Genomic DNA, 21,836 nt, shown 5'->3' with positions numbered 1-21,836 from the left:
AAGGACACAGACATGGACGTTCACGACACGGCCGCCACCGGTGCGGCCAGATGCCCCATGTACGACGGCTCCTTCGCCGCAGACCCGCAGAAGGTCTACGACTACCTCCGGGCGCACGGCCCCGCGGGCCCGGTGGAACTGGCCCCCGGCGTCGACGCCACCCTGGTCGTCGGACACGAGACGGCCCTGCGGGTGCTCCAGAACCCCTCCCTGTTCGCGCGCGACGGCCGCCGCTGGACCGCCCTCAACGACGGCCGCGTTCCGCTCGACAGCCCCGTCCTGCCGATGATGGCCTACCGGCCCAACTGCCTGTTCACCGACGGCGCCCAGCACCTCAGGCTGCGCAAGGCGGTCACCGAGAGCCTCGACCGGCTCAACGTCACCCGCATCCGCCGCGACGTCGAACCGATCGCCGCCTACCTCATCGACCAGTTCAGCGAGCGGGGCCGGGCGGACCTGATCAACGACTACGCCAAACTGCTGCCGATGCTGATGATCAACAAGCTCTTCGGCTGCCCCGCCGCCATCGGTGACCGCGTCACGAGCGCGATGGCCGACATGTTCGACGGCAAGGACGCGCTGCGCGCCAGTGAGGAACTCACCGCCTGCTTCATGGAGCTGGTCTCCCTCAAGCGTCGTGAGCCCGGCGACGACATCACCTCCTGGCTGGTCCAGCACCCCGCCGGCCTCAGCGACGAGGAGCTCAAGGACCAGCTGGTGATGCTGATCGGCGCCGGCGTGGAGCCCGAGCGGAACCTCATCGCCAACTCCCTCCTGCTGCTCCTCGACCGGGAGGGCGACAACGGGCCGAGCATGCAGATCGAGGACGCCCTCGACCACGTCCTGCTCAACAACCCGCCGATCGCCAACTACGCGACGCACTTCCCGGTGCAGGACGTCGACCTCGGTGGAGTGGTGGTTCAGGCGAACTCCCCCCTGGTCATCAGCTTTGCCGGAGCCAACAGCGACCCGGTGCTCACCTCGTCGGGCCAGGCGCACAGCCGCGGCGCCCACCTCGCCTGGGGCGCGGGCCCGCACGCCTGCCCGGCCAAGAGCCCGGCCCAGGTCATCGCGGTCACCGCCATCGAGCTGATCCTCAACGCCCTGCCCGACCTGGTCCTGAGCGTCCCGGCCCAGAAACTGGAGTGGCGTCCCGGCCCGTTCCACCGCGCCCTGGCCACCCTCCCCGTCCAGTTCAGCCCCACTCCGGCCACCCGGATGGCATCGGCGTACGGGTCCTCCACGGCGCCCCGCCCGACCGTCGTCCAGCAGCCCGCCCCCGCGGCACGCGTCCCCGCGCCCGCGGCCCAGAAGCCGGTCAAGAAGGGCTTCTGGAGCAGTTTCCTCGAGATCTTCCGTGTGTGACGGCTTAGCGCCGCCCGGCCGGTGCCGGAGAGAGGACTGACGGCTTCACAAGTCCACTCTCCGGCACCTGCGTTCGTTCGGGGGACAGATTGGCTCGCACGTGCCCGAAAGGCCCTTCTTCGGGCAGAATCGACTCCCGTCCAGCACAGCCCGCAGCGCGAGGAGCGGCGTATGGAGTACTACGACCTCGGCTCCCACGGCCGACCCGTCACCACCGACTCCGCCGAGGCCCAGCTCTGGTTCGACCGTGGCCTGGTGTGGACGTACGCCTTCCACCACGAGGAGGCCGTGGCCTGCTTCGAGAAGGCGGCCGCCGCCGACCCCGACTGCGCGATGGCCCACTGGGGCATCGCCTACGCCTCGGGCCCGAACTACAACAAGCCCTGGGAGTTCTTCGACGACCGGGATCTGGCCCGGACCGTCCGACGCACCCATGCGGCCGTCGAGTCGGCGCACGAGAAGGCGGCCGCCCGGGCCACCGAGGTGGAGCGGGCCCTGATCGGCGCCCTCCGCGCCCGCTACCCGCAGGCGGAGCCCGCCGAGGACTGCGCGGTGTGGAACGCGCCGTACGCCGACAGCATGCGCGCCGTCCACGAGCTCGCCCCGGACGACCTGGACGTGGCAACCCTGTACGCGGACGCCCTGATGAACCTCACCCCCTGGCAGCTGTGGGACCTGCGCACCGGCGAACCCGCTGACGGAGCGCGCACCCGCGAGGCACGGGCGGTTCTGGAGCGCGCCCTCACCGGCGCCACCGGTCGCACCCACCCGGGCATCGTGCATCTGTACATCCATCTGATGGAGATGTCGCCCACCCCCGAACTGGCCCTGTCCGTCGCGGACCTGCTGCGCGGCCTGGTGCCGGACGCCGGGCATCTCCTGCACATGCCCTCGCACCTGGAGGTGCTGTGCGGTGACTACCGGCGGGTGGTGGCGGACAACAGCGCCGCGATCGCCGCCGACGAGAAGGTCCGCGCGCGGGCCGGAGCGATGAACTTCTACACGCTCTACCGCTCGCACAACTACCACTTCAAGATCTACGGGGCGATGTTCCTGGGCCAGTCGCAGACCGCCCTGGAGACCGCCGCGCAGCTGGAGGCGTCGATCCCGGAGGAACTTCTGCGAGTCGAGAGCCCGCCCATGGCCGACTGGCTCGAGGGCTTCCTCGCGATGCGGGTCCACGTCCTGATCCGCTTCGGCCGCTGGACCGACATCCTGGACCTTCCGCTGCCCGCCGATCCGCGGCTGTACTGCGTGACGACCGCGATGCTCCACTACGCCCGCGGTGTCGCCCTGTCCGCCCTCGGCCGCATCACTGAGGCGGAGGGCGAACGCGCCCTGTTCCTCGAGGCGGTCGCCGAGGTCCCCGGGACCCGCATGCTCTTCAACAACACGTGCGGCGACATCCTGGCGATCGCCTCGGCGATGCTCGACGGCGAACTGGCATACCGCAAGGGCGACTTCGACACCGCCTTCGCGGCCCTCGAGCGATCGGTCGAGCTGGACGACAACCTCCCCTACGACGAGCCGTGGGGCTGGATGCAGCCCACCCGCCATGCCTACGGCGCCCTCCTGCTGGAACGGGGACACCTCGCCGAGGCCGAGGCCGTCTACCGCGCCGACCTCGGTCTCGACGACACCCTCCCGCGGCCTCTCCAGCACCCGGGCAACGTGTGGGCGCTGCACGGGCTCCACGAGTGCCTGGTCCGCGGGAAGAAGGAAGGCGAGGCGCGGATCGTGGCCCAGCAACTGCGGATCGCCGCCGCACTGGCCGACGTACCGGTCGAGGCGTCCTGCTTCTGCCGGCTGGAAACCGGTTCTGCCGAGGCGCCGGGCTGCTGCGGATAGGCTGCGATCAACTGGGCGGCGTGAGCGGGGAGTTGCATGCGGAACACGGGCGAGTTCATCGCGGACACCTATGCGCTCGGCGCGGGGGACTGGACGATGACGCCGGTCGCCCGCGGCGCCCTGGGACAGATCTGGAAACTGTCCGGGAACGGCACCGCCTGGGCGGTGAAGGAGCTGCTCTTCGAGAAGGACGAGCCGGACGTCGGCGCCGAGTCGGTACTGCGCGACGCGGCGGAGACGCTGGGCATCTCCGCGCCACGTCTCCTGCCCGACCGCACCGGCGCCCATGTCGTACGGCTCCCCGAGGGTTCCTACGTGAAGCTGTACGACTGGGTCGACGGCACCGCGGCCGACCCGTCGGACCCGGAGACCCTGAGCTGGTGCGGCCGTACGCTCGCCATCCTGCACCAGGCGGGAGAGGGCACGGGCGGGACACCGAGCGGCTGGTACGAACGGTGCAACCCGGAGTCCGACTGGGCCGAACTGCTCGGGAAGGTGGAGCGGGCCGGCCTGCCCTGGGCGGGGGAGCTGGGCCGGTTCGCCGCCACGACTGCCGTTGACCTGGCACGGCATGTCTCGCCGTCGTCCCCCGCAGACGTGGTGACCTCCCATCTCGACATGCGGCCGCAGAACGTCCTGGTCGGCCTCGACGGACCGGTCCTGCTCGACTGGGACAACGCCGGGCCCGTCTCGGCGGAGCGCGAGCTGGCCCGTGCCGTCTACGTGTGGTCGGGCGGCAACCGCTTCGACGCCGATGCGGCACGGCGCCTGGTGCGTGCCTACCGGGACGCCGGGGGCCGCGCGGTGATCAAGAACCTGGACGCGTTCTCGATGCTCTTCGCGACAGATCTGAACTACGTGTACGTACAGGCCGATTGTGCGGTCGATCCGGCGGTGACGGCCGAGCAGCGTGCGTTCGGCAGCCGTGAGGCCGTGGCCAAGCTGCGCAGCCTGCCCGACCTGAGCGCCGTCGCCCGGCTGACGGAGACGCTGGAGGCCGAGTGGTGACCGGCCGCGGACCGTGTCACCGGCCCCTCGGCCCCCGTTCGCCCCTTCAGCCGGCCACGCTCTCGCGCCGGGGCTGCTCCGCGACCACACGCTTCGGCCGGGTGCGGGGTCCGAAGGCGGCCAGGACGATCGCGCCGACGAGCCAGGTGCCGGCGATGAAATAGAAGACGCTCTGGTAGCCGTGGCCGTTGTAGAGGGCCGCGACGATCAAGGGGCCGGCGGCGTTCGAGAGCCGTCCCAGGCCGTACGACACGCTCGTGCCGAGCGAACGGCCCCGGGTGTCGAACAGTTCGGGCGAGTAGGCGTACCCGAGGGCCGTGTACCCGCGCTCGAACAGGTTCACCAGGAAGCCGAACACGACGATGAACAGCGGATCGAAGGTGAGCCCGTACAGCAGGCCGCACAGCGCGATGACCGTGCCGAAGGCGACCAGGCACCACTTGCGTTCGAAGCGGTCGGTGACCAGGGCGGCGAGATAGGAGCCCAGCGGAGCGCCGACGGTGGTGAGGGCGACGTAGAAGACGGACTTCTCGACGCTGAAGCCCTCCTTGGCGAGCAGGGTGGGCGCCCAGCTGGAGTAGCCGAAGAAGCCGATGGTCTGCGTGACCCACAGCACGGTGAGCAGGAGGGTCGGCATCAGGTACTTCCGCTGGAGCAGCAGACGCAGCGAGGCCTTGGCCGCCGGAGCCTCCGCGACGGGCGGGGCAGGTTCGGGCAGCGGACCCTTCTCGGCGGCGACGCGTGCCTCGATCTCGCGCAGAACCGCGTCCGCGGCGGCGTGGTCGCCCCGGCTCTCGTGCCAGCGGGGTGACTCCTTGAGGTGCCGGGTGAAGAAGACGAGCAGGAGGCCCAGCGAGCCCCACAGGTAGATCAGCCGCCACGACCAGTCGCTCAGCGGCACGACCGCGCTGGCGATGAGGTTGGTGGCCGGGGTGCCGCAGATCCCGATGACGATGGCGTACGCCTGGAACTTTCCGCGGACGGCGGACGGGTACATCTCGTTGACGTAGATCACCGCCACGACGGTCATCGCCGCCAGGCCCGCCGAGGTCAGGACACGGAACACGCCCAGCGAGACGAGGTCCCAGGAGAACGCCGAGGCGAACGAGAACACGCCGAAGAACAAGGTGGTCAGCAGCAGGGTCCGTTTGCGGCCCCATCGGTCGGCCATGGTTCCGGCGACGACCGACCCGATGAACATGCCGACGAACGACAGGGAGGTGACATAGGCGATCTGGTCGACCGTGATGCCCCACAGGTCGATCAGCTTCGGGGCGGTGGTGGCGAAGGTGTTGATGTCCGCGAACTCGAAGAAGTACGCGAACGACACGGCGAGCAGAGTGAGTTTGTGAAAGCGGGAGACCGGCAGGCGGTCCAGCCGGTTCAGCGCGTTGGCTCGTTGCATGTGCGGCCCTTGTCGGAGGGAAGGGGAGGGGGAGCGGGGACAGGTCTCGTTCTCAGGCCTCGTCGGGCCAGTACAGGCGCATCGGGTTGTCGACGAGCAGGCGCCTGCGCTGCTCCTCGGTGGGGGCGATGTGCGGGATGTGGTCGACCAGGAGCCCGTCGTCGGGCATGTGGTCGGTGAGGTTCGGGTGGGGCCAGTCGGTGCCCCACAGCACGCGGTCGCCGAACTCCTCGACGACCCGGCGGCCGAAGGGCACGACGTCGGTGTAGGCGTGCCGCTGTCCGTCGAGGGCGGCCGGACCGGTGACGCTGAGGCGTTCGGGGCAAGTGACCTTCACCCAGACGTCGTTGGCGTCGACGAACCGCAGGAACCGGCTGAACTCCGGCCCGTCCACCGGCCGGGTGACGTCGGGGCGGCCCAGGTGGTCCACCACGAGCGGAGTGGGCAACGAGGAGAAGAACCCCTCCAGTTCGGGCAGGTCGACGCTCTCGAAGTACAGGACGATGTGCCAGCCGAGCGGGGCGATCTTCGCGGCGATGGCACGCAGGTCGTCCTCGGGGGAGGTGTCCACGAGCCGGCGTACGAAGTTGAACCGCACACCGCGCACTCCGGCGTCGTGCAGCTCGCGCAGCCCGGCCTCCTCGACGTCGGGCCGTACGGTCGCGACGCCCCGCGCGCGGTCGCCGGCCGCGCGGACGGCGTCGACCATGGCGCGGTTGTCGGCACCGTGGCAGGTGGCCTGTACGACGACGTTGCGTGAGACCCCCAAGTGGTCGCGCAGTGCGAAGAGTTGTTCCTTGCCGCCGTCGCAGGGGGTGTACTTGCGCTCTGGTGCGAAGGGGAACTCGGCCTGCGGGCCGAAGACATGGCAGTGGGTGTCGACGGTTCCGGCCGGGAGCCGGAAGGAGGGGACGGACGGGTCCCGGTACCAGTCCAGCCAGCCGGGTGTCCTGGGGGACAGGAGATGCATGAGGATCAGCGCCCCTGCCGTCGCAGCAGCGCGTCCAGCCGCGGGTACACCGCGCGCACGTTGTGTTCCTGTACGGCGGCCAGGTCGTCCGCGGGCAGCTTCGCGGCCTCGGTGTAGCGGCGGGTGTCGTCGAAGGGGTGGCCGGTGCACGGGTCGACGTCCCGGACGGCGCCGATCATCTCCGAGGCGAACAGGATGTTCTTCGCGGGGATCACGTCGAAGAGCAGGTCGATGCCGGGCTGGTGGTACACGCAGGTGTCGAAGAAGACGTTGCCGAGGACGTGTTCCTCCATCGGAGGCTTGCCGAGGGCCATCGCCAGGCCCCGGAAGCGGCCCCAGTGGTAGGGGACCGCGCCGCCGCCGTGCGGGATGACCAGCCGCAGGGTCGGGAAGTCCGTGAACAGGTCACCCTGGACGAGCTGCATGAACGCCGTGGTGTCGGCGTTGAGGTAGTGGGCGCCCGTGGTGTGGAAGGCGGGGTTGACGCTCGTGCTGACGTGCACCATCGCCGGGATGTCGTACTCGACCATCTTCTCGTAGACCGGGTACCAGGAGCGGTCGGTGAGCGGGGGAGCGGTCCAGTGGCCGCCGGACGGGTCGGGGTTGAGGTTCAGTGCGACGGCCCCGTACTCCTCCACGCAGCGGGTCAGCTCCGGGACGCAGGTGGCGGGGTCGACGCCGGGCGACTGCGGGAGCATCGCGGCGGGCACGAACCGCTCCGGGTACAGAGTGGCCACGCGGTGGCAGAGCTCGTTGCAGACGGCGGCCCACGCGGCGGATGTCGCGAAGTCGCCGATGTGATGGGCCATGAAGGACGCGCGGGGCGAGAAGACCGTCAGGTCGATGCCGCGTTCGTCCATCAGCCGCAGCTGGTTCGACTCGACGCTCTCGCGCAGCTCGTCGTCGCCGATGCGCGGCTCGGACCGCGCGGGAGCGAGCGTCGGGTCGGTGAGCGAGGCGATCTGCCGGTCGCGCCACACCCCCAGCGCCGGGGGCGCGGTCGTGTAGTGCCCGTGACAGTCGATGATCATGTGCGGCTACCTCCGTCATTCGGCGTCGTCGTCGACGGGAGCAGCGTCGGCCCAGGTCGGAGGCACGGGGAGACGAGCGGGCACAGAACTAACGTCCCCTTAACAGAGCGGCGGGGCTCAGAGAAAGGTGGTCTACATTCGGACCGGGACCTCGACTTTCGGACACCGGTCCCCCCGGACATGGGCGGCGTCGGCGCGGGCGCCGGAAGGAGGCGGGCGGCGTGGACATACTCCTGGCCGAGGACGACGACGGAGTGGCCGCCGCACTGGTGGAGGTCCTCTACGACCACGGGCACATCACCCGGCGGGTCCGGTACGGCCGGGACGTCCTGACCTATCACCGCAGCTCCGACCTGCTCCTCCTCGACCTCGGCCTGCCGGACACCGACGGCCTGGACGTGTTGCGCAAGCTGCGGACCGTGAGCGACATGTCCGTGGTCGTGCTCACCGCACGCGGCGACGAGCGCTCCGTCGTGCGCGGGCTGCGCCTCGGCGCCGACGACTACCTCGTCAAGCCGGTCCGCCTGAAGGAGCTCCTCGCCCGCATCGAGGCCGTCACCCGCCGCACCGCGGCCAGGAGCGGTCCGTCCTTGCTGCCCACGGTCCGGGTCGGTGACGTGGAGGTCGGCCTCGACGCCCGCCGGGTCAGGGTGGCCGGGGCGGAGGTCGAGCTGACCACCAAGGAGTTCGACGTCCTCGCCGTGCTCGCCGCCCGGGCGGGCACCGCGGTCAGCCGGGAACAGCTGCTGGACGAGGTGTGGGGCGACGCCCACCAGGCCGTGTCCCGCTCGCTCGACGTCCACCTCACCCAGCTGCGGACCAAGCTCGGCCGCCCCGGACTGCTCACCACGATCCGGGGCTTCGGCTACCGCCTCGGCGACTGAGGGACCGTACGTGCGCACCAGGGTCCAGGCCGTGCTGCTGATGTTCGGCGTCCTCGCGGTGGCCGCGTTCGCCGTTCCGCTGCTGCTGTTCACCGCCTCCGACCGCACCCAGCAGCTCGTCCTCGCCCGCAGCTCCGACCTCGACCGCTTCGCCTCCCTCATGGACCAGGCCGCGCGCACCGGTGACACCTCGGCCCTCGCCGCGGAGGCCCGCCGCTACACCCAGCTCTACGGCGAACCCCTCGTCGTCACCGACACCCGCCGCCGTCCGGTCGTCCAGACCGGCGGCATGCGGGCCTCCGACCCCGAGGTCGCCCGGCTGGTCGACGCCGCCCTGCGCAACCAGACCGCGCACCCCACCGGGTCGCTTCACCCCTGGTCACGCGGCTCTCGCATGTTCGCCGAACCCGCGGGCACCGGCACCCAGGTCTCCGGAGCGGTCGTCCTGCGCGCCTCGGTCCGCACGGCGGCCGACGACATCACCTGGCGGTGGAGCGCCGTCCTGGCCGGTACCGCGCTGGTCGCGCTCGCCTGCACCGTCCTCGCCCGCGCCGCCACCCGCTGGGTGGTCAGCCCCCTGCGCCGCCTGGACCGTGCCGTCGGCAGGCTCGCCGCGGGGCTTCCGCCCGACCACACCCGGGCCGGCGGTCCGCCCGAGCTGCGCCAGCTGGCGACGGGCTTCAACCGGATGGCGAGCGCGGTCACGGCCGCCCTGGAACAGCAGCGGCGGCTCGTCGCCGACACCTCCCACCAGATGCGCAACCCCATGGCGGCACTGCGCCTGCGGGTGGACGCCCTCTCCGGCCACCTGCCCGCCTCGGCGGACCGCACCTACCAGGGCGTCACCACCGAGCTGGAACGCCTCGAAACCCTGCTGGACGACATGCTCACCCTGGCCACCGCCGAACACCGGGCCGGAGAACTGACGGTCACCGACCCGCTCGACGCCCACTGCGACGCGGCCGAGGTCGCCCTCACCCAGCACCGGTTGTGGGAACCGGTCGCCCGCCGGGCCGGCGTCGAACTGACCGTCGCGGCGGACATCCCCACCTCAGCGGCCTGCGCGGACCGCGAACTGGCCCAGATCACGGACGTCCTCGTCGACAACGCCGTCAAGTACGCGGGACACGGCGCCCACGTCGAGCTCCGCTGCACCACCGAGGGCCCGCACACGGTCCTCACCGTCACCGACGACGGCCCCGGCCTGACCCCGGACGAGATCCAGCAGGCCACCACCCGCTTCTGGCGGTCGACCCGCCAGAACGGCACCTCCGGCACCGGCCTGGGCCTCGCCATCGCCGAACAGCTCCTGGCCGGCCGGGGCGGCCATCTCGAACTGACACCCGCACACCCGCGGGGCCTGCAGGCCAGGGCGGTCCTGCCGAGCGGAGGCGCCCGGTGAAGCGCCGCACCGCCCTGCGCGCCGCGTTCGGCGTCACCGCCGCCGCGGCCCTCGGCGGCGCCCTGACCGGCGACGCCTCCTCCCGGCGCCCCGGGCCACGCGGGGTCCTGCGGCTGGCGACCGGCGAACCCACCGCGTTCTACGCCGCCTTCGGCCGCCTGCTCGCCGCCGAGCTCCGGTCGGCCCACCCGGGCCTGAGCTGTCACGTCCGCACCACCGCGGGCAGCATCACCAACATCGAGCTCATCCGCGACGGCAGGGCCGACCTCGCGCTCGTCCTCACCGACACCGCCCGCGCCGCCCAGGGCACGACGCTCTTCCGACGCCCGGTGCCCCTGCGCGCGATCGGGCGGGTCTACGAGACCTACCTCCAGTTCGCCGTCCGTGCCGACGCCCCGGTGCGCTCGATGGCCGACCTCGCCGGTCACCCCGTCTCGCTCGGCGCCCCCGGCTCGGGCGCGGCCCTGCTCGGCGAACGCCTCCTGCACGCCGCCGGTCTCACCCCCGGCACCGACCTCCCGGTCCGCCACCTACGGCTGGCCGACGCGGCCCGCCGGCTGCGCACCGGTTCCATCGTCGGGCTGCTCGTCGCGGGCGGCGTACCCCTGCCCACCCTCACGGACCTCGACGCGGACCCGGGGCTGCGTTTCCTCCCCCTGGCCGGCCTGTTGCCCGGCGTCGCCGGCCCCGAAGGCCTGGCCGCCTCCGGCCTCGAAGAAGTGGAGCTCCCGCAGGACGCCTACCGGGCCGCCGCCGGTGTCGCCACCATCGGCGTGTCCAACCTCCTCGTCTGCCGCCCCGACCTCGCCTCCGAAACAGCCGAGGCCCTCACCCGCCTCCTCGTCCTGCGGGCGTCCGCCTTCGTCCCCGAGGGCGCGGTCGGCGCCCAGTTCCTGGACGTGCGCAGCCTGATCGGCACGGGCAGCATCCCCCTGCATCCGGGGGCGGTCGAGGCGTACCGGTCGCTGCACGGGTGAGGCTGCCGCCGGGCGGGCCGGGATGCCAAGGTGCGCCGGCCCATTCAAGCCGGACTAATGTCCTCGGCATGAGCGAAAACTCCGCGCGGTCCGTCACCGTCGAGCGCACCAGTACCGGCCACTTCGTCGCCACCAACAGCCGCGGCGGCACGATCAGCTTCGGCACCGGCTCCGACAGCGAGTTCACACCGGTCGAACTGCTCCTCGCCGCGCTCGGCGGCTGCACGGCGGTGGACGTCGACCTCGCCACCAGCCGCCACGCCGAACCCGCCGCCTTCTCCGTCGAGGTGAGCGGCAACAAGATCAACGACGAGCTCGGCAACCGGCTGACCGACCTCGCGGTCACTTTCTCCGTCACCTTCCCCGACGGCGAGGGCGCGGACCGGGCCCGCGCCATCCTGCCCCGCGCGGTGAAGACCTCCCACGACCGCCTGTGCACGGTCAGCCGCACGGTCGAGATCGGCACGCCCGTCACCGCGACGGTCGAGGACGCCTGACCTCTGCGTAGCCTGTCCCCGTGTCCGCCTCCCGCCTTCGCCGCGTCGCCGTTCTCGTCCTCGAAGGTGCCAAGCCACTCGACGTCGGCATCCCCGCGCAGGTGTTCACCACGCGCGCGAGCATGCCGTACGAGGTACGGCTGTGCGGCGCGGCCCCGGGGCTGGTGAGCGGTGGGGACGGGCTGTCGTACCACGTCGCCCACGGTCTGGAGGCGCTCGCGTGGGCGGACCTCGTCTTCATCCCCGGCTACCGGTTCCCGGACCGGGAGGATCCGCCGCGGGCCGTCGTCGAGGCGCTGGTCGCCGCCCACGGCCGGGGCACGCGGCTGGCCGCCATCTCGACCGGCGCGTTCGCGCTGGCCGCGACCGGCCTGCTCGACGGCAGACGCGCCACGACCCACTGGCACTACACGAGGGCACTCGCGGCGAAGCACCCTCTCGTCCGGGTCGACGAGAACGTGCTGTTCGTCGACGAGGGCAGGGTGCTCACGTCGGCGGGCGCCGCCTCCGGCATCGACCTGTGTCTGCACATCCTGCGCGGCGACCTCGGCGTGGCCGCGTCCAACCACGCGGCCCGGCGCCTGGTGGCGGCCCCCTACCGCAGTGGCGGTCAGGCGCAGTACGTGCCGCGCAGCGTGCCCGAGCCGCTCGGCGAGCGCTTCGCCGCCACCCGGGAGTGGGCCCTGCACCGACTCGACGAACCCCTCACCCTCGACCTCCTGGCGCGCCAGGCAGCGGTCTCGCCGCGCACCTTCTCGCGGCGCTTCGTCGAGGAGACCGGATACACGCCGATGCAGTGGGTCATGCGCGCCCGCATCGACATGGCCCGCGAGCTGCTGGAGCGTTCGGAGCGGAGTGTCGAGCAGATCGCGACCGACGTCGGGCTCGGCACCGGTGCGAACCTGCGGACGCACTTCCAGCGGATCCTGGGGACGACGCCGAGCGAGTACCGGCGCACCTTCACCCGGGGCGAGTAGCCGTAGGAGCTGAGCGGCGGTCTGGCCGGGCCGGGTTGCCGAACCAGCGGGAGAGGTGGTCGTCCAGGTCCTGCTGATCGTCGCCGATCCAGGCGACGTGACCGTCGGGGCGCAGCAGGACGCAGGGAACATCCAGTGCCGCGGTGGGGTCCGCGAGGTGATCGACCCGGTCCGACCAGCCGCCGACGGTCAGGCGTTCGGTACGGTCCAGCAACAGTCCGCGGCCGCGATGCAGCAGACGGTAGAGGCGGCCGCCTTTCACGTCGATGTCGGGCAGGCGGCGGCCGAGCAGGTCGGGGCCTTCGCCGAAGTCGTAGCGGATACCGATCGCGGTGATCTTCTCGATGAGGTGGCGGTTCACCTCGTCGAAGTCCATCAGTTCGGTGAGCAGCCTGCGCACGGCCTGCGGGCCCGGTTCGGTGGAGTGCAGTTCCATCTGGGCGCGGGTGTTGTCCAGCACGTCCTCGGCGACCGGATGGCGTTCGTCGTGGTAGGTGTCCAGCAGTGTTTCCGGCGCCCAGCCACGGATCTGTGCGGCCAGCTTCCAGCCGAGGTTGAAGGCGTCCTGAACGCCCAGGTTGAGACCCTGCCCGCCGGTGGGCGGATGGATGTGCGCCGCGTCGCCGGCCAGCAGCACCCGCCCGACCCGATAGCGTTCGGCCAGCCTGGTGGCATCCCCGAAGCGGGACAACCAGCGCGGGGAGTGCACGCCGAAATCGGTTCCGGCGACGGTCCGCAGCTGTTGTTTGAAGTCATCGAGAGTGGGCGGTTCCGTGCGATCGCTGACTCCCTCGGCGGGGACTACGACGCTGTATGCGCCCTCGCCGAAGGGCCTGAGCCAGAATCGCTTGTTGGTCCTGCCGATTTCGGTCACCCTGGCGGAGATATCTTCCTGCGGCACACCCACTTTCATCTCGCCCATCAGCGTCTCGGTCCGCGAGGGCTCACCGGGGAAGGCGACGCCGAGCAGTTTGCGCACTGTGCTGCGCCCGCCGTCACAGCCGACGAGATAGCGCGACCGCAGCTGTTCGCCGTCGGCCAGCTCGACGGTCACACCCTCGTCGTCCTGCTCGAAACCGACCACCGCACCACCGCGCCGGACCTGCGCACCCAGTTGGGTCGCATGCTCCTCGAGCAGACGTTCGATGACTGGTTGCGGGATGCCCAGCAGATAGGAGTGGGCCGAATCCAGGTCCTTGGGAGCGGGTTTGTCGATGGCGGCGAAGAATCCGCCGGCCGGACGCTTTCTTCCGTGTTCGAGCATGCGATCCAGCAGTCCGCGCATGGCCACCAGCTCAAGACTGCGAATATGCAGACCGACGATGCGGACGAACGACACAGGCTCGGTTTCCTTCTCCACGACAAGAACCCGCACGTCGTGCAGCTGAAGTTCGGCGGCCAGCATCGCGCCGGTCGGTCCGCACCCGGCAATGATCACATCGAACACGGGAGTGCGGTCGGCGTCGGAGAACTGCGAAGAGTCCATAGGTGTTGCCTTTCGGGAGTGCCTTGTTGTGGGGGCGCTCCCGGCGACACCTACGTCAATCGCCCGACCGTGACGGCAAGGGGGAGCACCCACATCGATACAGCGTTCATGGGTCTCACCTCCTCGGGCGGCGTCGCGGTCGACGGCAAGCTACAAGCACGGGCATGGCCCCGTCCAACCCTTTTGCGGAGGCGCTGAGAGTTCCCGGGCGCAGTGGCGCGATCCTTTTGAACCGTGGCGATCGCGCCACTGTCGGCGGTCGATGCCGCGCGCGAGCCTGGAGGGGACAGGGAAGGGACACCATTCATGACTCGCATCGCCATCAACGGATTCGGCCGCATCGGCCGCAATGTGCTGCGCGCGCTCCTCGAACGCGACAGCGCCCTTGAGATCGTCGCCGTCAACGACCTCACCGAGCCCGCCACCCTCGCGAGGCTGCTCGCCTACGACAGCACGGCCGGCCGACTCGGCCGTCCGGTGACCGTCGACGGCAACACCCTGGTCGTCGACGGCCGTCGCATCACCGTGCTCGCCGAGCGTGAACCGGCGCAGCTGCCGTGGGCCGAACTCGGCGTCGACATCGTGCTGGAGGCCACCGGGCGGTTCACCTCGGCCAAGGCCGCCCGCGCCCACCTCGACGCGGGCGCGAAGAAGGTCCTCGTCAGCGCGCCCTCGGACGGCGCCGACGTCACCCTGGCGTACGGGGTCAACACCGACGCCTACGACCCGGACGTGCACACGATCGTCTCCAACGCCTCGTGCACGACCAACGCGCTCGCACCGCTCGCGTCGGTGCTCGACGAGCTCGCCGGCATCGAGCACGGCTTCATGACGACCGTGCACGCCTACACCCAGGAGCAGAACCTCCAGGACGGCCCGCACCGCGACGCCCGTCGCGCCCGCGCCGCCGGCGTCAACATCGTGCCCACGACGACCGGCGCCGCCAAGGCGATCGGCCTCGTGCTGCCCAACCTGGACGGCAAGTTGTCCGGCGACTCGATCCGCGTCCCGGTCCCCGTCGGCTCCATCGTCGAGCTGAACACGACCGTCTCGCGTGACGTGACCCGCGAGGACGTACTGGCGGCCTACCGCTCCGCCGCCGAGGGGCCCCTGGCGGGCGTCCTCGAGTACTCGGAGGACCCGCTCGTCTCCTCGGACATCACGGGCAATCCCGCCTCGTCGATCTTCGATTCGGCCCTGACCCGTGTGGAGGGCCGCCACGTGAAGGTCGTCGCCTGGTACGACAACGAGTGGGGCTTCTCGAACCGCGTGATCGACACGCTGGAGCTCCTGGCCAACGGCTGACCGGCTCCCGGACCGCGTGCAGCCGTGCCGTGACTGCCTTGACCGGTGACGATCCTGAATGGCAGGATCGTCACCGGTCGAGCAGGTGACATCGGCGTGAACGGGAGTCCGCATGGATGCGATCCGCGACATCGAGGTCGTCGTCTTCGACGTCCTCGGCACCCTCGTCGACGAACCGAGCGGGCTTCGAGCGGCGATCCGCGAAGCGGTGCCCGCGTCCGACGAGGCGCATGTCGACGAACTGCTTGCGCTGTGGCAGCGGTACGGCGAGGGACAGCAGCAGCGCATCGGCCGGGGAGACCGCGCGTACGCCAACACCTCGGTCATCGACGCAGAGGCCGCTCAACTGGTCGCCGCCCGCGCCGGGTTCACCGATTTGCCGACCGTGGCTCGACTGGCCACGGCGGGGCAGCGCCTGCCTGCCTGGGACGATTCCCTGGCAGGCATCGAGCAGCTGTCCCGGCATTTCCCCGTGCTCGGGCTCTCCAACGCAGCGCACACCGCTCTGCTACGGCTCAACACCCATGCCGGACTCCGCTGGCACCAGGCCCTGTCCGCCGAAGCCGCCCATGCCTACAAGCCGGCCCCGGAGGTGTACCAACTCGCCGTCGACACCGCCGGATGCGCACCGGACCGCGTACTCATGGTGGCCGCCCACGCCTGGGACCTGCGCGGAGCCCAGGCGAAGGGGATGCGGACCGCCTACGTCCACCGGCCCGTCGGGGACCCGCCTACGAGCCGTGACACCTTCGATTGGCGATTCGACGGACTGCGTGAGCTGGTCACCGTGCTGATGGCGACCTAGACCAGTTGGGGCGTCTGGGCCGACCACCCCGACACCGGCGGCATCAAGTCCTACGCCAACTCGACGAGAACCATCAACAAGACGCGTGCTTCCTCAGGCGCGGCTGACCTCGGCCCACACTGTCAGCAGGTCGAGTTGGTCTGGGTGAGCAGGCCCAGTCGCCACGGCAGGTTGTTGTAGTCGCCTCCGGCGTTGGGGTCCTTGCCCTGGTACAGGTACTGCAGCTGGCAGGCCGGGATCGTGAGCGTCTGGTCGTAGCCCGCGCGGATCATCTCGCCGTGACTGATGTCCCGGGTCCAGGTACCGGCGGGAAACGTCACGTTGCTCGACTTGGCGAACGGGTTGCTCTCGGACGCGGCCAGGGGTGACCAGGAGCCGGCGAGGCTGCTCGCGGTCCAGGAGCGGAAGTAGCGCCGGCCGTCCGAGCCGATCGCCTCGACCAGGAGCAGGTATTGGTTGCTGCCCTGCACCTTGTAGACGTTGCTCGCCTCGAACATGGCGAACTTGGAGTCCTGGGCCGCGATGACGGTGTTGGTGAAGCCGTTCGGGAACTGGCCGACGGTCGTCTGAGAGCGGTACAGGTGTCCGTTGTCGTCGGAGGAGAACAGGTAGCAGTTGGCGCTGTCGCAGATCACCCACATGTCGACCCAGTAGCCGTTGCCGATGTTCTGCCTGATGATGTCCGGCATCGACGAGTAGAAGTTGCGCGGTGCGCTCCACCCGTTGGGGTTGCTGATGTCGGGGTTCGTCGAGTACGAGGCGTTGCCGGTCTGGTAGACGAGGTACCACAGGCGCTGCTGTGTGTTGTAGAAGACCTGGGGCGCGGCCCGGTACCCGGCGCCGATGGCGGTGCGGTCCAGGTAGTGGTGCGTGGCCGAGCCCGCCTGGGACCAGTCGGAGAAGCTCAGGTACACCAGGTTGTACCCGGCGGAGCTCGCGGTGCTCGCGAACACGTGGTACTTGCCGTTGTAGTGGACGACCGACGGGTCCTTGATCCCCGCGATGTTGTGCGTCGAGTCCGGCTTCGGCGCGATCAGGGCGCCGCTCGAGCTCCAGCGGAAGGAGGAGGGGAGTGCTGCGGCGGACCGGGGCGAAGGGGCGGCCGTCCGCTGTGCCGCGGCACTGCCGCCCAACGCGCTGAGCGTCGACTGATAGGCGGGCTTCTTGTTGCCGTTGCGGTCGAACAGCAGCGGGTTCTCACCGCTGCGCCAGGAGTCGCTGTCGCGGATGCCCCAGACGGTGATGCCGGTGCAGCGCGCCACGTTCATGCAGGCCCTCACCGTGTTCGCGTACGCGGCTGCCGGCGCCTGCGCGATGTCCAGTTCGGTGATCTGGACGTCCACACCGAGCGCGGCGAAGTTCGACAGCGTCGTCTGGAAGCCGGCCGGCGGTCCGCCCGCGCCGAAGTGGGACTGGAGGCCGACGCAGTCGATGGGCACGCCGCGCGCCTTGAAGTCGCGCACCATGCGGTAGACGCCCTGGGTCTTGGCGTCGCTCCAGTTCTCGATGTTGTAGTCGTTGTAGCAGAGCTTGGCCGACGGGTCGGCCGACCGTGCGGTTCGGAAGGCCTGCTCGATGAAGCCGGTGCCCAGCACGTCCCGGAAGACCGAGCTGCGCATCTGGCCGCTGCCGCCGTCGGCGAAGGCCTCGTTGACCACGTCCCAGGCGTGGACCTTGCCCTTGTAGTGGTTCATCACCTGGGTGATGTGATTGTTCATCACGCTGCGCAGGGTGTTGGCGTCCCTGATGGAGCTGACCCAGCCCGGCAGTTGCTGGTGCCAGACCAGGGTGTGTCCGCGCAGGCGCTGCCCGCGTGCCGCGGCCCGGTTGGCGATCTGGTCGCCGGGGCCGAAGTTGAACGAGCCGCGAGAGCGCTCGATGGTGTCCCACTTCATCTCGTTCTCGGGTGTGACCGAGTTGAACTCACGGTCCAGGATCCCGGTGTACGTGCCGTCGCCGAGCCGTCCGGCGGCCACGGCGGTACCGAAGTACCGTCCGGACTGGGCCGCTTGGGCGCCCAGAGTGGAGGCGCGCACGCCGTCGGGTGCGGCGGTCGCGGCGCCGGGCGTGACCAGGGCGGCCACGGCCAGCAGGGATAACACCGAGGCTCGGCGACGGCCGAGTCGCTTCAGCGGGTTCATGGTTCTCCTCGTACGGTGGGGTGGGGGGTTGCTCTGTGCGATCGATCGGACGGGATCAGGGCGTCGACAGCTCGAACCGCAGGACGCGGACCGCGCCGCCGAGCGCCTGGGTGGCGTGGTTGAAGAGGGCGAATCGGTAGCCCATGAAGAAGCGCCAGTCGTTGCCCATGGAGAAGGCGGGGCCGAGGCGGGTGAAGTTCGTGCCGTCGGTGCTGTAGGAGAAGGACCCGGGACGTGCCGCGCCGGGGCGGATGTCCGCGCTCGCGCGCAGCCAGACGCGGCCGCCGGAGACGGTGGCACTCGCGACCTCGGTGCCGGTGCCGGTGGTGTTCCAGTTGCCGTCCATGGTGAGTCCGTTGACCATGGCCACCCGGGTCACGCCGCCGTCGCGTTTGACGCCGATCCATGCGGAGGAGTCACGCAGCAGCGCGAGTCCCGCCCGGTCGCCGTCCCGCATCGCCGAGTGGTCGAGCTGGGCCGTGGCGGTGGAGGTGGGGCCCTGGATGCGGTGCGTGAGGGTGTTGCGGGCCCAGTACAGGTCGTTGGTGACGGTCGCGGTCCGCAGGGTCAGTCCGTTGCCCACGGACCACTTGGTGTTGTCCGGGTTGTGGTTCCATTCCCACCTCGGCTTCAGGCTCGTACCGTCGAAGGTGTCGACGCCGGTCATCGGGGTGACCTGGCGGGGAGGAGTGGGCACGGTCGGGCTGGGATACGCCGTGCCCCATGCGCCGTTCACGAGTTGGACGACGGGCCAGCCGTCCGGGGTCCAGGTGACCGGCGCCAGGGCAGGCATGCGGCCGCCGGGGTAGGCGTCCACGAAGGCCAGGTAGTACCAGGCGCCGCTCTGCGTCTGGACCAGCCCGCCCTGGTGCGGGACGCCACCGCCCGGGATCGGCCCGCGCAGGTCGAGAAGGACCTGCCGCATCGTGTACGGACCGAAGGGGCCGCCCGACGATTTCAGGATGTACTGGCCGTTGGCCGGGCGGGTCAGGAAGATGTAGTACTGCCCGTTGATCTTGTAGAAGCGGGAGCCCTCAAGGGTTCCGACACTCGACGGTGTGCTGAACACCTGCTGGGTGCGGACCTGGTTGCGGCCGTCGGGCGAGAGCTGGGCCACGCTGATGGTGGTGTTGCCGTACGCCACGTACAGGGTGTCGTCGGTGTCCACGAGCAGCCCCGCGTCGTAGTACGGGGTGCCGATCGTCGTCAGTCGGCTCCATGGCCCCTCGGCGGCGGTGGCGGTGTAGACGTACGTCCTGGCGAAGTCGATCTGACCGAGCCAGTAGAAGGTCCTGTTGCTCGGGCGGTAGGCCAGTGACGACGCCCAGATGCCTCTGACGTAGCCGCGGGCACCGTTCAGGTCGTACTTGGCGCCGAAGTCGAGGACGGGCACCGAGTGACCGGCGATCTCCCAGTTCACGAGGTCGTACGAACGCAGGACGGGGGCGCCCGGTGAGTAGTGCATCGTCGAGGCGGAGGCGTAGTAGGTGCCGCCGACGCGGATGACGTCGATGTCCGCGAAGTCCTGCCAGATCACCGGGTTCGTGAACTGCGCGGCGGCCGCGGGAGCGGGCCCCCGGGCGGGCGTGGAGGCGGCGGTGGGGGAGGGCCCCGCCAGTGACAGGAAGGCACCGGTGGCCAGGCCGCCGGCGGCGGTCAGCGCCCGGCGGCGATCCATTGGTTGGCGAGGACATGACATATCCATATGTCGTTCTCTCTGCGAGGAAGCTCGTTCGAGATTGCGAACGCTGACTGATGTGTCGAGCAACCAGGATGATATGAGGCTGACACATCCCGTCAATGCCTCTCGCATGATTCGCTATTGGCGCCGAAATGTTTCGGGGATCCGGGCAGTGTGTACATGTCGAAGTGAACAGTCGACTGTCCCTCAGGTGTTGACATGTGCAGGACTGTCTCTAGCATCCGTACAGCCAACGGTCCGAAAGTCGACCGAAATTTCGAACTGTCGGCGCGTGTCGTATACGTGACATGGGTCGGCCCTGTGCAGTCGTCATCCTCTGTCTGCCCATGTCCTTCGGAAGGAGTTCACGGTGCCCCGACCATCAGGCAGACGACTGCTCCGTGTCTTCGCGGCCGCCGCGCTGGCGGTGACCGCGTCGTTGACGGCGTCTGTTCACTCCACCGCTTCGGCCGCCCCCGGCAGCCCCGCACTCACGCCGCCCCTGGGCTGGAACAGCTGGAACAGCTTCGGCTGCGGTATCACCGAGGGGCAGATCCGCCAGGCCGCCGACGCGATGGTGTCCTCCGGCATGCGGGACGCCGGCTACCGGTACGTCGTGGTCGACGACTGCTGGTTCGACCCGCAGCGTGACGCGGCGGGCAACCTGCGGGCCAATGCGACCAAGTTCCCCAGCGGTATGAAGGCGCTCGGCGACTACATCCACGGCAAAGGCCTGAAGTTCGGCATCTACCAGGTGCCGGGCGAGCGCACCTGCGCGCAGACCAGCGGCGCCTATCCGGGGTCGACGGGCAGCAGAGGGCACGAGGCCCAGGACTCCGCCACGTTCGCCTCGTGGGGCGTCGACTACCTCAAGTACGACTGGTGTTCCTCCAGCGGCACCCGTGACGAACAGGTCGCACGCTTCACGCTCATGCGCGACGCCCTGCGCGCCACCGGGCGGCCGATCGTCTACAGCATCAACCCCAACAGCTTCCACGCCATCACCGGCGCCACCTACAACTGGGGCGAGGTCGCCGACCTGTGGCGGACGACCGAGGACCTGCTCGACATCTGGCAGAACGGCAACACCAACAGCTATCCGATGGGCGTCGGCAACGTCCTCGACGTCACCGCGCCGCTGGCGGCGCAGTCGGGACCGGGACACTGGAACGACCCCGACATGCTGGTCGTCGGCCGCCCCGGCCTGTCGCTGACCGAATCCCGCTCGCACTTCGCCCTGTGGGCGCTGATGAGTGCCCCGCTCATGGCGGGCAACGACATCCGCACCATGTCCGCCGACGTGAGCGCGATCCTGCGCAACCCCCGGCTGCTGGCGGTGAACCAGGATCCGCTGGGCGCGGGTGGGCGCAGGGTGCGCGACGACGGCAGCACCGAGGTGTTCGCCAAGCCCCTGTCCGACGGCTCGGTCGCGGTGGGCCTGTTCAACCGGGGAGGCGGCACCGCGACGGTCACCGCCACGGCCGCTCAAGTCGGCTTGTCCGGCGGGCCGTTCACCCTCACCGACCTGTGGACCGGCGGTACGTCCAGCACGTCCGGGCAGCTCTCGGCGAGCGTCCCCGCGCACGGCGTGGCCGTGTTCCGGGTGAGCGGCGGCAGCCCGGTGGCCGCCACCACCTCCCGGCTGCGCGGCAACGCCTCCGGCCGCTGCGTGGACGTGGACAACGCCTCCACCGCGGCCGGGGCCACGGCACTGATCTGGGACTGCCACACGGCCGCCAACCAGCTGTGGACCACGTGGGCGGGCGGCGAGATCCGCGTCTTCGGCGACAAGTGCCTGGACGCCTACAACCAGGGCACCGCCAACGGCACCCGGGTCATCACCTGGCCCTGCAACGGCCAGGACAACCAGAAGTGGACCATCGGCTCCGACGGGACGATCCGCAACGTCCACGCCGGGCTGTGCCTCGACGCCGACGGGTCCGGCACCGCCAACGGCACCCCGCTGGTCCTGTGGACCTGCAACGGGCAGGCCGGCCAGAAGTGGACCCGAGCATGAGGGGCGTCACGCACCGGCCGGCAGCCCACTCACCAGC

The 21,836-nt window shown here is 70.3% G+C and carries 17 protein-coding genes; 11 read left to right on the top strand and 6 right to left on the bottom strand.

Going from position 1 to position 21,836, the window contains the following annotated elements; genetic code table 11:
• Nucleotides 1-12 precede the first annotated feature (12 nt).
• The 3 genes from M2157_RS05575 (at nucleotide 13) to M2157_RS05565 (ending at nucleotide 4,221) form a co-directional block, all read left to right on the top strand.
• A complete protein-coding gene (locus tag M2157_RS05575; RefSeq protein ID WP_280860678.1) occupies nucleotides 13-1,365 on the top strand; it encodes a cytochrome P450 in 1,353 nt (450 codons plus the stop codon).
• A 171-nt stretch (nucleotides 1,366-1,536) separates the two neighbouring features.
• Complete coding sequence (locus M2157_RS05570) at nucleotides 1,537-3,213, top strand: hypothetical protein (RefSeq protein ID WP_280860677.1); 1,677 nt, start codon at nucleotides 1,537-1,539, stop codon at nucleotides 3,211-3,213.
• Between the two features lie 36 nt (nucleotides 3,214-3,249).
• Nucleotides 3,250-4,221 (top strand): phosphotransferase, encoded by a 972-nt coding sequence (locus tag M2157_RS05565; protein ID WP_280864620.1) that lies wholly within the window; start codon nucleotides 3,250-3,252, stop codon nucleotides 4,219-4,221.
• A 46-nt stretch (nucleotides 4,222-4,267) separates the two neighbouring features.
• On the opposite strand, the gene M2157_RS05560 is transcribed toward M2157_RS05565, so the two are convergent.
• From M2157_RS05560 to M2157_RS05550, 3 genes are read right to left on the bottom strand one after another with little or no spacing between them, the layout of a single operon-like run.
• A complete protein-coding gene (locus tag M2157_RS05560; RefSeq protein WP_280864619.1) occupies nucleotides 4,268-5,626 on the bottom strand; it encodes an MFS transporter in 1,359 nt (452 codons plus the stop codon).
• A 52-nt stretch (nucleotides 5,627-5,678) separates the two neighbouring features.
• A complete protein-coding gene (locus M2157_RS05555) occupies nucleotides 5,679-6,596 on the bottom strand; it encodes an amidohydrolase family protein (RefSeq protein WP_280864618.1) in 918 nt (305 codons plus the stop codon).
• Nucleotides 6,597-6,601: 5 nt separating this feature from the next.
• The gene (locus M2157_RS05550; RefSeq protein WP_280860672.1) at nucleotides 6,602-7,627 is read right to left on the bottom strand and encodes an amidohydrolase family protein; all 1,026 of its coding nucleotides are present in this window, start codon (nucleotides 7,625-7,627) and stop codon (nucleotides 6,602-6,604) included.
• 221 nt (nucleotides 7,628-7,848) lie between these two features.
• Here M2157_RS05550 and M2157_RS05545 point away from each other — a divergent pair, with 221 nt between their 5' ends.
• The 5 genes from M2157_RS05545 to M2157_RS05525 all read left to right on the top strand — a co-directional run bounded on the left by M2157_RS05545 (nucleotide 7,849) and on the right by M2157_RS05525 (nucleotide 12,364).
• Nucleotides 7,849-8,511 carry a response regulator transcription factor gene (locus tag M2157_RS05545; RefSeq protein ID WP_280864617.1) on the top strand — a complete coding sequence of 221 codons (663 nt, stop codon included), beginning with the start codon at nucleotides 7,849-7,851 and terminating at the stop codon, nucleotides 8,509-8,511.
• 10 nt (nucleotides 8,512-8,521) lie between these two features.
• Nucleotides 8,522-9,913 (top strand): HAMP domain-containing sensor histidine kinase, encoded by a 1,392-nt coding sequence (locus M2157_RS05540; protein ID WP_280860670.1) that lies wholly within the window; start codon nucleotides 8,522-8,524, stop codon nucleotides 9,911-9,913.
• Nucleotides 9,910-10,890 carry a TAXI family TRAP transporter solute-binding subunit gene (locus M2157_RS05535; protein ID WP_280860669.1) on the top strand — a complete coding sequence of 327 codons (981 nt, stop codon included), beginning with the start codon at nucleotides 9,910-9,912 and terminating at the stop codon, nucleotides 10,888-10,890. The genes M2157_RS05540 and M2157_RS05535 overlap by 4 nt, the downstream gene beginning before the upstream one ends.
• A 68-nt stretch (nucleotides 10,891-10,958) precedes the next feature.
• On the top strand, nucleotides 10,959-11,387 hold the full coding sequence (locus M2157_RS05530; RefSeq protein ID WP_280860668.1) for an OsmC family protein: 429 nt from the start codon (nucleotides 10,959-10,961) through the stop codon (nucleotides 11,385-11,387).
• A gap of 20 nt (nucleotides 11,388-11,407) precedes the next feature.
• Nucleotides 11,408-12,364 (top strand): helix-turn-helix domain-containing protein, encoded by a 957-nt coding sequence (locus tag M2157_RS05525; protein WP_280864616.1) that lies wholly within the window; start codon nucleotides 11,408-11,410, stop codon nucleotides 12,362-12,364.
• On the opposite strand, the gene rox is transcribed toward M2157_RS05525, so the two are convergent.
• Nucleotides 12,348-13,850: a rifampin monooxygenase gene (rox, locus tag M2157_RS05520; RefSeq protein ID WP_280864615.1), complete on the bottom strand. Its 1,503-nt coding sequence runs from the start codon at nucleotides 13,848-13,850 to the stop codon at nucleotides 12,348-12,350. The two genes, M2157_RS05525 and rox, sit on opposite strands and share 17 nt — an antisense overlap.
• A gap of 306 nt (nucleotides 13,851-14,156) precedes the next feature.
• On the opposite strand from rox, the gene gap reads away from it, so the two are divergent.
• Both gap and M2157_RS05510 read left to right on the top strand, forming a co-directional pair.
• On the top strand, nucleotides 14,157-15,155 hold the full coding sequence (gap, locus tag M2157_RS05515) for a type I glyceraldehyde-3-phosphate dehydrogenase (RefSeq protein ID WP_280860666.1): 999 nt from the start codon (nucleotides 14,157-14,159) through the stop codon (nucleotides 15,153-15,155).
• Between the two features lie 112 nt (nucleotides 15,156-15,267).
• Nucleotides 15,268-15,960 (top strand): haloacid dehalogenase type II, encoded by a 693-nt coding sequence (locus M2157_RS05510; RefSeq protein ID WP_280864614.1) that lies wholly within the window; start codon nucleotides 15,268-15,270, stop codon nucleotides 15,958-15,960.
• A gap of 122 nt (nucleotides 15,961-16,082) precedes the next feature.
• Here M2157_RS05510 and M2157_RS05505 read toward each other — a convergent pair whose 3' ends face one another.
• Both M2157_RS05505 and M2157_RS05500 read right to left on the bottom strand, forming a co-directional pair.
• Entirely contained in the window at nucleotides 16,083-18,101 is a 2,019-nt protein-coding gene (locus M2157_RS05505) for a non-reducing end alpha-L-arabinofuranosidase family hydrolase (protein WP_280864613.1), read from the bottom strand.
• Nucleotides 18,102-18,156: 55 nt separating this feature from the next.
• Entirely contained in the window at nucleotides 18,157-19,779 is a 1,623-nt protein-coding gene (locus tag M2157_RS05500) for a glycoside hydrolase 43 family protein (protein WP_280864612.1), read from the bottom strand.
• 373 nt (nucleotides 19,780-20,152) lie between these two features.
• Between M2157_RS05500 and M2157_RS05495 the strand changes: the two genes are divergently transcribed.
• On the top strand, nucleotides 20,153-21,799 hold the full coding sequence (locus M2157_RS05495) for an RICIN domain-containing protein (protein ID WP_280864611.1): 1,647 nt from the start codon (nucleotides 20,153-20,155) through the stop codon (nucleotides 21,797-21,799).
• The last annotated feature ends 37 nt before the right edge of the window (nucleotides 21,800-21,836 follow it).

Origin of the sequence: Streptomyces sp. SAI-127, assembly GCF_029894425.1 — a bacterium.
GTDB lineage: Bacteria > Actinomycetota > Actinomycetes > Streptomycetales > Streptomycetaceae > Streptomyces.
Note: the sequence above shows the minus strand (reverse complement) of the source record. Positions and strands in the feature narration are given on the sequence as shown.